7 protein-coding genes are annotated in these 10,898 nt (G+C 61.9%); 2 read left to right on the plus strand and 5 right to left on the minus strand.

Annotation, left to right across the window (positions count from 1 at the left end; genetic code table 11):
• Window positions 1-30 precede the first annotated feature (30 nt).
• Window positions 31-2,403 carry a TonB-dependent siderophore receptor gene (locus tag ATH90_RS11515; RefSeq protein ID WP_069023233.1) on the minus strand — a complete coding sequence of 791 codons (2,373 nt, stop codon included), beginning with the start codon at window positions 2,401-2,403 and terminating at the stop codon, window positions 31-33.
• A 156-nt stretch (window positions 2,404-2,559) separates the two neighbouring features.
• On the minus strand, window positions 2,560-4,212 hold the full coding sequence (locus tag ATH90_RS11520; protein ID WP_034104320.1) for a cyclic peptide export ABC transporter: 1,653 nt from the start codon (window positions 4,210-4,212) through the stop codon (window positions 2,560-2,562).
• 200 nt (window positions 4,213-4,412) lie between these two features.
• On the opposite strand from ATH90_RS11520, the gene ATH90_RS11525 reads away from it, so the two are divergent.
• Window positions 4,413-5,243, plus strand: a complete 831-nt coding sequence (locus ATH90_RS11525; RefSeq protein WP_098466299.1) for a formyl transferase — start codon at window positions 4,413-4,415, stop codon at window positions 5,241-5,243.
• 125 nt (window positions 5,244-5,368) lie between these two features.
• Here ATH90_RS11525 and pvdO read toward each other — a convergent pair whose 3' ends face one another.
• Genes pvdO through pvdM form a run of 3 tightly spaced genes read right to left on the minus strand, consistent with a single transcriptional unit; the run spans window position 5,369 to window position 8,903 of the window.
• Window positions 5,369-6,229 (minus strand): dihydropyoverdine dehydrogenase, encoded by an 861-nt coding sequence (gene pvdO / locus ATH90_RS11530; protein ID WP_098466300.1) that lies wholly within the window; start codon window positions 6,227-6,229, stop codon window positions 5,369-5,371.
• 34 nt (window positions 6,230-6,263) lie between these two features.
• Complete coding sequence (gene pvdN / locus ATH90_RS11535) at window positions 6,264-7,535, minus strand: pyoverdine-tailoring periplasmic protein PvdN (RefSeq protein ID WP_098466301.1); 1,272 nt, start codon at window positions 7,533-7,535, stop codon at window positions 6,264-6,266.
• Window positions 7,536-7,553: 18 nt separating this feature from the next.
• Window positions 7,554-8,903: a pyoverdine-tailoring dipeptidase-like protein PvdM gene (pvdM, locus tag ATH90_RS11540; RefSeq protein ID WP_098466302.1), complete on the minus strand. Its 1,350-nt coding sequence runs from the start codon at window positions 8,901-8,903 to the stop codon at window positions 7,554-7,556.
• A gap of 142 nt (window positions 8,904-9,045) precedes the next feature.
• On the opposite strand from pvdM, the gene pvdP reads away from it, so the two are divergent.
• Window positions 9,046-10,671 carry a pyoverdine maturation tyrosinase PvdP gene (gene pvdP, locus ATH90_RS11545; RefSeq protein ID WP_098466303.1) on the plus strand — a complete coding sequence of 542 codons (1,626 nt, stop codon included), beginning with the start codon at window positions 9,046-9,048 and terminating at the stop codon, window positions 10,669-10,671.
• Window positions 10,672-10,898: the final 227 nt, after the last annotated feature.

The following is a 10,898-nucleotide window of genomic DNA, read 5'->3' on the forward strand; positions in this document are numbered from 1 at the left end:
ATGTGACCAGGGGCTTTTCTTTTGGGGGGCTTAGAAGTCCCAGCGTGTGGTGACCATTACGTTGCGTGGATCGCCAGGGTAGGCTGAGTCATAGAAGCCGATGTTGGTGTAGTAGTGCTTGTCGAACAGGTTGTTGACGTTGAGGGTCGCCGAGAGGTTTTCGGTCACTTGGTAACGGGTCATCAAGTCAACCAGCCAGTACGGGTCCTGGGTGAACTTCTCGGAGCGGCCGCCACCGGGGTAGCCCCAGTTGTTGACGGTCTGCCAGCCGGCGCTCTGCCAGCGTGCGCCGCCACCAATGGTGAGCTTGTCCAGGTTGCCCTGCAGTTTGTAGGTGGTATAGAAGCTCACCTGATCTTCCGGTTCCCAGGTGGCGACCTTCTTGCCATCGTCATCGCGGGCGATCTTATGGGTGTAGCCCGCTTGCAGTTGCCAGCCTCGGGCGAGTTCGCCGGAGATTTCCGCTTCGTAGCCCTTGGTCTTGGTCTTGGTGCCGATGTACGAGAAGTCGACGCCTGGCTGGGAGTTCCAGGCGGTATCGGCAAGGGGACGGTTTTCTTCGTGCACTTCGAAGTAAGCGAGGCTGGAGTTCAGGCGGCCTTCGAAGAATTCACCCTTGAGGCCCAGTTCATAGTTCTTGCCTTCGTTCGGGTCGAGCATGGTACGGGTACGTGTGCGGTATTGGGTTTGTGGCTGGAAGATTTCGGTGTAGCTGGCATACGCGGTGAAGTTGTCATTCAGGTCATACGTCAAGCCGGCGTAGGGCACTACCTTGCCGCTTTCCTGGGTGTCGCTGGTACCGGTGACCTGATAGTTGGCGATACGTGAGCCGAGTAACAGGTGCAGCTCATCCGTCAGGCTGAAACGGCCAGTCACATAGGTACCGGTCTGGCGGGTGGTTTCGTCATTGATCTTGGTGGCAGTCCACAGCGGCTCTATGGCCTGGCCGTGCCAGTTGTAGAAGTCATAGGAGTTGTTGAAGTAGGTGGTCGCGGTGTAGTCCTTGGCTTTCCATTTGGAGATGGAAAGGGACTGGCCGATCACCAGTTCGTGTTCGCGGCCGAACAGCTCGAATGGCCCCGAGGCGTACACATCGAGGCTGTCGCTGGTGGTGTCGCCGACGTATTTGCGCGCATAAATGGAGCTGGCCGTGGCGGAATCCTGGGAAATGTAGCCCAGCGGCGCGTTATAGCCATTGATCTGGTGGTTGTACTGGCCCTTGGTGACCCAGCCATTGTCGAACGTATGTTCCAGGGTGGCGAACGCAGTGCGGCTGTACTGCTCCCATGAGCCCCATTTTGGGCCGTTGTTGAACGAACGCGGCAGGTCCAGCTTGTTGCCGGTAGCATCAAAGATGGTGCGCGTTCCGGTCCAGCTGGAGCCTTTCGGGTCGCTGTCCTGGTAGTCGGCGCCAACGGTCAGCAGGGTGTTTTCGTCCAGGTCGAATTCGAGGATGCCGTAAAACACACCTGTCTTGCGCGAATAGTGGTCGAGGAACGAGTGTTTGTCCTGATAGGCCGCAACGGCACGGCCACGCACGTTACCGGTTTCGGTCAGTGGGCCGCTGACGTCGACCTGGGAGCGATAGTTATCCCAGGAGCCGGCGCCCAGCTCGATGCTGCTCTTGAACTCGGAGGTCGGCTTTTTGCGGATCAGGTTGATGGTACCGCCCGGGCCGCCGGCGCCGGTGAGCAGGCCGGTGGCGCCCTTGAGCACCTCGACGCGGTCGTAGATCGCCATGTCGGTCAGGGTCTGGCCGGCCGAGTATTGGGCGTCGCGCAGGGTCGGAATACCGTCGTATTGGAAGTTGACGATAGAGAAACCACGGGAATAGTAGTTGGTGCGCTCGGTGTCATAGGTCGACACGGTGATGCCCGGGGTGTGGCGCATCACGTCATCGATAGCGTTGAGCCCGAAATCATCCATCACCTGACGCGTCACCACCGAAATCGACTGCGGCGTTTCCCGTGGCGTCAGCACCAGGCGCGTCGCCGTGGCGATGGTCCCCGGGGTATACGAACCCGTGCCTTCTGTCACGGTGCCCAGCTGGTTGGCAGTGACCTGCGTGGTCCCCAGCTCCAGCCCCGAAGACGCGACCGCGCTGATGGTGATCGTGTTGCCCTGCTGGCCATAACTGACGCCGGCGCCCTTGAGCAGGGTGGCGATGGCCTTGCTCGGATCTTGCTTGCCCTTGACCGCGGTGCTGTTCTTGCCTTGCACATCTGTCGGGCTGTACAACACCTGCAGGTTGGTCTGGCGACCAAATTCCTGCAGCGCCGTCCCCAACGGCTGTGCGGGAATGTCGATCTCGATCTCCTGGGCCTGCACATAACTGGCCATGGGCAGGGACACCGCGAGGGCAAGCGCGCAAGGCTTGAGGTTGAAGTTCAGTGCCCGTCGCATTGATAGCGCTTTGCTCAGGGGGCTGAGACCGAGTCGTACTGACATGGATGCGTTCTCTTCTGTGTTTTTAGGTTGGCAGTTTATAGGTGTTTATTGAGGTCAATTCTCATTACCACTAGTGAGACGTTCCTACCTGCAGAAACCGGAAAAGAATTTTCAGGCCGGTGCCATTTCGTGCACCACCTGGCCCGCACGCAGCCGCACCAGCTGATCGGCGATATCGAAATAGCGGTCGTCATGGCTGATCACGATGATGGTCTTGCCCAGGCGCTTGAGGTCCGGCAGCAGCTCGGTGTAGAAGACGCGGCGGAAAGCCGGGTCCTGGTCGGCGGCCCATTCGTCGAACACCAGCACCGGGCGTTCTTCCAGCCAGGCATTGACCAGCGCCAGGCGCTTGCGCTGGCCGGTGGAGAGGTCGGTGGTGCTGAACACGCCGTCCTTGACGCTGACCTTGTGCGCGATTTCCAGGCGCTCCAGGTATTTGGCGGCACTGTCCAGCGACTGCGTGGCGCTGCCTTGGACCAGGTCATCGAACAGGTAGTAGTCGGCGAAGACCGTGGTGAACAATTGGCGGTAGTCGTCGCGCGCGGTGTCGGTCACGGTGTCGCCGTTGAGGCGGATTTCGCCGGCGTGGGGTTGATACAGGCCCAGCAACAGCTTGATCAGGGTGGTCTTGCCGCAGCCGTTCTCGCCGACGATAAACACGATATCGCCCTGCTTGATGCTCAGGTTGATCGGCCCCAGGTGGAACGGCTGGCTGCCTTCCACCGGTGGCGGGCTGTACGTCACGCCGCGCAATTCCAGGCTGTTGACCACCGGCGTGGGGGCTTCACTGCCATCCATCAGCAGGTGGGGCTCGGGGGACGAGAAGCGGTCGGACAGTTCGGAGATCCGCGCAAAGGCAATGCGCGCCTTGCCGATGATCGGCAAGTAACCCACCACATGCTCCAGCGGGCCTTTCATGTACAGCAGCACCAGCACGAAGCCGGTGATCACTGCCGGGTCCGGGTTCGGGCTATAGGCCTGCATGGCAAGGGCCAGGCCGATGACCACGAAGAACAGCATCGAGCCAAAGGTCTTGGCGACGATGTAGATGTTCACCGAGCGCACCTGGATATCGCTGATCCGGTCAGCGGTTTCCTGGATGCGGTGAGTGTTCATGCGATAGCGGCGGGGCCGGTGGATGCGCAACTCCTTGGCCCCCGAAGCGATTGCAGAGTAGTAGCGTTGCAACTCGTCTTCCAGGTCGCGGGCCTGGTCGAAGCCGCGAATCCCCTTGTGCCCGGCAATGAATTGCACGCTGCTGCCAATGACGATGGCGACGATCATCATCAGGAACATCGGCACCGACAAGTACGCCAGGTAGCCCAGGCAGCCGAGGGTCACGGTCGTTGCGATGGCCAGTGGGGTGAACGCGAAGGAAAAGTCACTGATGGTGTCGACGTCGTGGGTCAGCACCGGAATCAGCCGGTGGGAGCGATACTGCTCAATCTGTTCGATGGGGGCCGACAGAACCTTCTCGCCGAGCTCCTTGCGCAGTGCCGCAATGATCCGCTGGCCCACGTAGTTGGTGCCGATATCCGACACGATCGAACTGGTCAGCGCCAGCACGCACAGCGCCGCAAATGTCAGGATCACCCCCTGCGTCATCCCGGTGGAGGAGTGCAGGGCGTTGTTGATGGTCGCCAGCAACAACGTGATGGCCAGGCCGCCGGCCATGCCCAGGGCGACGGAAACGATCACGAGGGTGCGAAAGGGCCTGAGCAATGCGAGCAAACCGTTGAAGGCGCCGCGCTTGGGGTCGGTCATAAATACTTCCCGGAAAATGAAAAAGAGGGGGCTGGGCACACAGACCCTTACCCATGACAAACGAAGGATTGGCGCGACTATTTAGCTCGGCGTGCCCGGCGGGCGCGGGGGCGGATAAATTGCACGAGGGCTGGTTCGTTCTTGTGGTGTAGGCGCACGCGTATTGGCGCGTGCCTGATCTATCCAGCGAGAGCGAAACAATGACGAAAAAGAATCTGGTGTACGTGTGGTCCCTGCGCAATGCCGCCGCCGACAAGGCCGGGCAGCCGGTGGCCTACAAGGACCACGAGCGCTACATGATGTCGGTGCTGGAATCCCTGGCCGGGGCGCTGAATGACACGCCGCTGGGCGATGCCTACAACCTGGTGGGGGTGGTGTATGACGATGACGAGCAGAACCCGCGGGACCAGCAATTGGTCAGTGACTACGGTTTTGCCTACCAGCCGGGGCGCCAGTGGCTTTACCCAGCCGATCTGCGGGTGCAGGGGCGCCTGGTCAATGATTTGCTGTTGAGCGTGCCGTCCACCTATCGTCGCCTGCCACGGGGCAGTGCGGAACACATCGCCGGCAAGCAGGATTTCGAACGCCGCCTGCACGACACGTTGGTGGAATTGAAGGCCGATATCGTGGTGCTGGACGGTCTGCTGGTGATCCTCGATGAGCTGGTACGCCCCGGGGCGCCGTTTGCCCGCCGCATCATGAACATCCACCCGGGCATTACCCGCATCGAGTCGCCTTACGAGCGCCGGGGCGCCTATGCAACCTGGAACGCCCTGTATGGCGCGCGCGGGCTGACTGTGACGGATTGGGCGACCAAGGCCACGACGCCATCGGAGCCGCTGTACCTCACTGGCGCCTCGTTCCACTACGTGGATAACGGCATTGATTCGGGCGAAGTGTTCCACGACGTGCTCAAGACCGAGATCTCTCCCGAAGACACCATCCTCGAGTTGCGCTGGAACAACTTCAACAACAGCCTGTTCCCGGCGTTGCATGAAGGGTTGGCGTTGTTGGCACAAAAGGGCTTCTAAAGCAGCCACGGCTAAACAAGGTGGGAGCGGGCTTGTTCGCGAATGCGGTGCATCAGTCGACTTATCCGGTGACTGTCACACTGCATTCGCGAGCAAGCCCGCTCCCATGGAGGCTTCCTGCGTTACTACAGGTCGCGCACCACCCTGAACCCAATCCAATCCCCCCGCGTCTGCGGGTAGATGGTGTTGCGGTTGCCCGAGCGCGAGAACACCGGCGCTTCGCCCCAGTCATTGCCGCGAATCATGTAGCCCTCGCAGTGCGGCTCCATCCACGCACTGCCGTCGGTGGGCGCGCCGATGTAGTTGGGGTGTTCGCAGTCAGCCACTCGTTCGTAGACGTTGCCATGCATGTCGTACAGGCCGAAGGCGTTCGGTGGGTAGCTGCCGACCGGCGACGAGTAGCTGTACCCATCGGCTGGACCATAGGTGTTGGCATGCTTGGCGATGCTGTAGCCCTTGCCTTCATCGAACGGGAAGGGGAACGGCCCGGTTGAGCCTGCGCGCGCGGCATATTCACGTTGGGCTTCGCTGACCATGTGGTATTGCTGGCCGGTTTTTTTCGACAGCCAGGCCACGTAGTGCTTGATGTCGTCCATGTCCATGCACACCGCCGGCTGGCGCGGGCCCTGGGGATAGCGCGGCTTGCTGGCGATGCACTCGCGGCCGGGGCGCGTGTCGCCATCGGCGATCTTCACGCCGGTCTGGCGGACATAGCTGTCCCATTCGCCGGCGGTGATGTGGAAGCGGCTCATGGCGAATGGCTTGGCGAAGGTCACGTCGTGCATCGGGCCTTCATCTGGTTCGCGGCCGACTTCATCTTCCGGCGTGCCCATGGTGAAGGTGCCAGCGGGCAGCACCACCATTTCCGGGCAGTCCTTGCAGTCCTTGAACACCTTGCCGGGTTGTGGCGCGGCGGCCTGGGCCAGGCTTGGCAACAAGGCACCGCACAGGGCGGTGAGTGCCAGTGCCGTGAGGGGTTTGTTCATGGAGTCCTCTCATTCAACGTGGAAAAAGTGTGCGTTACACCCGCTGGCCCAGCACGGTCATGAAACGCTGGATCTCATCGGAATCATTGAGCAGGCCGGGTGCGGTGCGGATCACCGGGCCGACATCACGGTCCACCGCGTCGATGACCACACGGTTTTTCATCATGTAGGCCGCCACGGCATCGCTGTCCTGGCCCTTGACCCGGAAGAAGGTAAAGCCGGCCGACAGCTCGGGGCTGCGTGGGGTAACCAGTTCGATCTTCGGGTGCGTCAGCAGTTGATCTTTCAATTCGGTATTCAGCGCATGGATGCGCGCCTGCACCTGCGCCTTGCCCAGCTGCAAATGCAGCTTGAAGGCCTCGTCCGCCGCCCAGCGATGCTCGAAGGCGTGGTAGCCGCCCGGGGTCATGATGGTGGCGAAGTCCTTGTCTTCGGAGAAGGTCGGCACCATGGGGGTCACGTATTTGTTGTCCGGATCGCGGGCGCACACCAGTCCGGTACCGCGTGGGCCGAACATCCACTTGTGGGTGCCGGCGATGAAAAAGTCGCAATGCATGTCCGGGAAATCGAGGTTTTCCACGCCGAAGCCATGCACGCCGTCGACCACGTAGAGGAGGCGGTCCTTGTCATCACGGTGGCGGTTGTGTTCTTCCACCAGCTTGCCGATCTCGCCGATGGGCAGTTTCACGCCGCTGCCGGACTGCACCCAGGTCATGCCCAGCACGCGGGTGTTGGGGCGGATATTGCGCTGGATGTTGCCCAGCACCTCGTCGACGGATACGCGGTTGGCATTCTCGAACAGGCGAATCTTGCGGACCTGGGTCTGCTCCTTGCGTACGCGAAAATCCAGGCTGAACGCGGTGGCATAGTGTTCGTGGACGGTGGTGAGGATCTCCTGGTCAGGGCGTACCTTGATCCCGCCGTAAATCATCGCCAGCCCTTCGGAAGTGCTGCCGGTGAGGGCGATCTGCGGCGGTGTGGCCTTCAGGTAGCGGCCGGCCCACTCGCGTACCTGGCCTTCACGCTTCCAGGCTTCCTGCAAGTCCCAGTCCATGGCCAGCCCTGGGTTGCGGTCGATCTGTGCGCGGTAACGCTCGATGGCGTCGCGCACCGGCTTGGGATGGGTAGCCACCAGGAAGTTCGAAAAGTGCAGGTAATTGGGGTCCTGGTTGAACAGTTGCTTGAGCCCCGTCCATGGGTCATCTGCTGCAGTGGCGGCGAGTGCCTGTGGGAGCAGGGCGGCACCCAGTGGCAGGCTGGCGGCAAATACACCCGCTTGCTTGAGAAACGTACGGCGGTCGGTCATGGACTGGCTTCTAGGTGATTAGCGATTGGCCAAGGGCTTGGCGGCTTTTTGTACTTGGTCCCACACCCGCAGGAAATTACCTCCCCACAGCTTGGCGATATCGGCTTCGGAATAGCCGCGCTGGATCAGTTCGGCAGTGACGTTGCGTATTTCGCCGACGTTGTTCCAGCCCTGGACGCCGCCGCCATCGTTGAAGTCGGAAGCGAGGCCGACATGGTCGATGCCGATCTTGCGCACGGTGTAGTCGATGGCATCCCCCAGGTCCTTGAGGGTGGCCTTGGGTTCTTCATCGAGGATGCCGTACAGCGCGCTGGCGTACTCGCCGAACTTGTGTTCCGGCCAGGCGGCAATGATTGCGTCGCCCGGCATCAACGCCACGGCCAGGTTGGGCAGCGGTGGCAGGTCGAAGCGTGCGCGCAGGGCGTTGAGCTTGTCCTGGGTCGGCTGGCTCAGCGGGCGCAGGTAGGCGGAGAAGCCCACGATCTGCACCACGCCGCCGCTGTTCTTGATCAGTTGCAGTTCTTTGTCGCTGAGGTTGCGCGGGATATCGACCGACGCGCGCGGCGCCGAGTGCGACGCCACCATGGGCGTGCGGCTCAATTGCGCCACTTGCTCCAGGGCCTTGGTCGACATTTGCGACACGTCGATGATGACGCCCAGGTCATTGAGGCGATGCACCGCTTGCTTGCCAATGTCCGACAAGCCGTCGAGGGCGTCGGTGGAGTCATTGAAAAACGGCAGGGGCCGCGATGAATCTGACCAGGCGTTGTTGCCCACATAGCTGAAACCGAACATGCGCATGCCGCGCGCGGCCCACAGGTCCAGCAGGTTCAAGTCGTTGCCCAGCGGGTAGGCGTTGAGCATGCTGATGAAGATCGCGAACTTGCCTTCGCCGTGCAGACGCCGGAAATCGTCCGGGGTGTAGGCGATGGCGACCTGGTTGGGGTAGTCGCGCACCATGCCGCTGATGATCTTGTAGCGCACTTCCTGTTCGTTGCGCGCCGCCTCGACAAAGCCGTCGGTGGGCTTGTGCGGGGCGTTGGGGCCGTTCCAGATTTCCGGCCAGCCGAAAATCGTCAGCGCCGCACCGGACAAACGCCCGCGTGCCGCCTTGGCCAAGTCGAATTGGCCTTCACCGTCCTTGTCGGCCTCGTTGCCGGCAGTGCCGAAATTCACAGGCACGGTGATATGGCTGTCGAACGACAGCAGCCGATCCTGCATTTCATTGGCTTGCTTGATCACTGCCAGCGGGTAACCGGCATTGCCCTTGAACCAGTGATTCCAGACCAGGAAACCGGCTCCGGCACCGATGGCCAGTGCCAGCGGCAAGCCGATATACAGCGCCTTTTTCGAACGTGTTTTTGTCATTGCCATCTCAGTCAGTTGAGGCCTTCGCTATCAGGGAAGGACGAGTGATGGCCGGGGAAATTTAGGCGGCGAGGGCGCGCCGGTAAATTTCCCCGGCGGGCAAACGTTCTAGCTCTGATAAAGCCGTTTCCTAAGGTAGACAATGACCATCTCTCGACGTGGGTTCATCGCAGGCCTGGCACTGACAGGCGCCGCTGTGCCCGCCGCCTTCTATGCCCATCGCGAGTTGACGCGCGAAGAAGAATTTCCCATCACCCCCGGCGAAGCCACGGTGGACCTGGCGGACACCGCCGGCCAGCACCTGGCGAACACGCTGCGTGGAGTCTGGAACCTGCGCCTGGAAGGCCGCGACGCCGGTCTCAAGGGCTTGCCGCTGGAAGGCCTGGCGCTGCTGCTCGACATCGCCCCCCGTGGACGTGGCCTGCGCGGCTACCTGGACACCGCCGTCAACTTGCGCGCCGAGGGCGAACCGCGTTACCGCGTGCTGGGCGATCTGCTGACAGGGGAAAGCGCGGTGCTCTACTGGCGCCTCATCGACCGTGATTCGGCCGATGGCATGCCGGCCTATGAGTTCAAGATGACCCTTGACCAGGTCTGGGCCGACTTCGCCAACGCCGGCAGCAGCACCCTGAGCGGTCAGATCCTCGACCTGGATCGACCGCTGGCGCTGGTTGAACGCGATAGTCGCTTCATCGCCCATAAACAGGGGTTCCCCGAGGCCCGCCAGCGTATCGGGCTCAACCCGACCCTGCTGGCCTGGCTGGTCGCCCCTGAGCACCGGCTGTTTCACCAGCTGTGGCACGCCACCCGCGACCAGTGGCACAAACTCTCCGAAGAAAAACGCGACGCCTTGCGCGGTATCGGCTGGCAGCCTGGCCCGCGTGGACAGGAGCGCGACGCACGGGGCAAACGCAAGGACCGCAACGGCTCGGGGATCGACTTCTTCTTTATGCATCGGCACATGCTCGGTACGGCGCGTTCCATGCAGCACCTGCCTTCATGGCCGCGCTTCCCCGAGCCGCAGCCGGCCCTGGAGCGTGATCGCCTGGGCTTTCTGCGCTACTTCGACAACCACGACGGTTTCGCGCTGCCGCCCACCTGGTTGGCGCCGGATGACAGCGAGTACACCCAGTGGGTCAGCGACATCAAGGCTGCCGAGACGTATCACAGCAACTTCCAGGTGTGGGAGTCCCAATACCGCGACCCGCGCTACCTGGCCAAATTCACCCTGGGGCAGTTGGGCTCCGAAATGGAACTGGGCCTGCACGACTGGCTGCACATGCGCTGGGCTTCGGTGCCGCGCGACCCGTCCAACGGCGCACCCGTGCCCATGGCCCGTGACCCCTCCGACTTCGCCCCACGCTGGTACGCCGCGGAGAACGACTTCCTTGGCGACCCGTTCTCCTCCCACGTCAACCCGGTGTTCTGGCACTTCCATGGCTGGATCGATGACCGTATCGAAGACTGGTTCCGCGCCCATGAGCGTTTCAATCCGGGCGAAGTCAGCCGTATGGAAGTCAATGGTGTGGCCTGGTTCGCACCGGGCCGCTGGGTGGAGGTCGGCGACCCCTGGCTGGGTCCCGATACCCATGGCTGCAGCACCACGCCGGGCTTGCAGATGGGCCGGTCGATGGAGATGGACCCGGAGACCATGAAGCTGGCGCTGCGCATTACTTTCGGTGAAGACGAAACCCTGTTGCAGGGCCTATTCAAGCGCGTGCCGAGACGGCCGTGGTACGCCCGTCACCTGAAATTGACCCGCGCCTGAACCTGTAGTGAGTCAGCTCAGCACGGCAATACGGTATTCACATTGAGATTGAACCAACCCAGATTCCCCTTGTCCCCGCTTCCCATGTCACCCCCCGCCTGCCAAATCCCTTAATTTTCCAAGCCTGCCGGAAGCCTCTCCAGGCCCCGGCTGTGCCCGCGTTTTTTGGGGGCGCCAGCACCCGATCCAAGCGGCAGCTGAAAACGGACTTTCTCCTTCACCGTGAC

This window comes from Pseudomonas lurida, assembly GCF_002563895.1.
In the GTDB taxonomy this organism is placed as follows: Bacteria; Pseudomonadota; Gammaproteobacteria; order Pseudomonadales; family Pseudomonadaceae; genus Aquipseudomonas; species Aquipseudomonas lurida.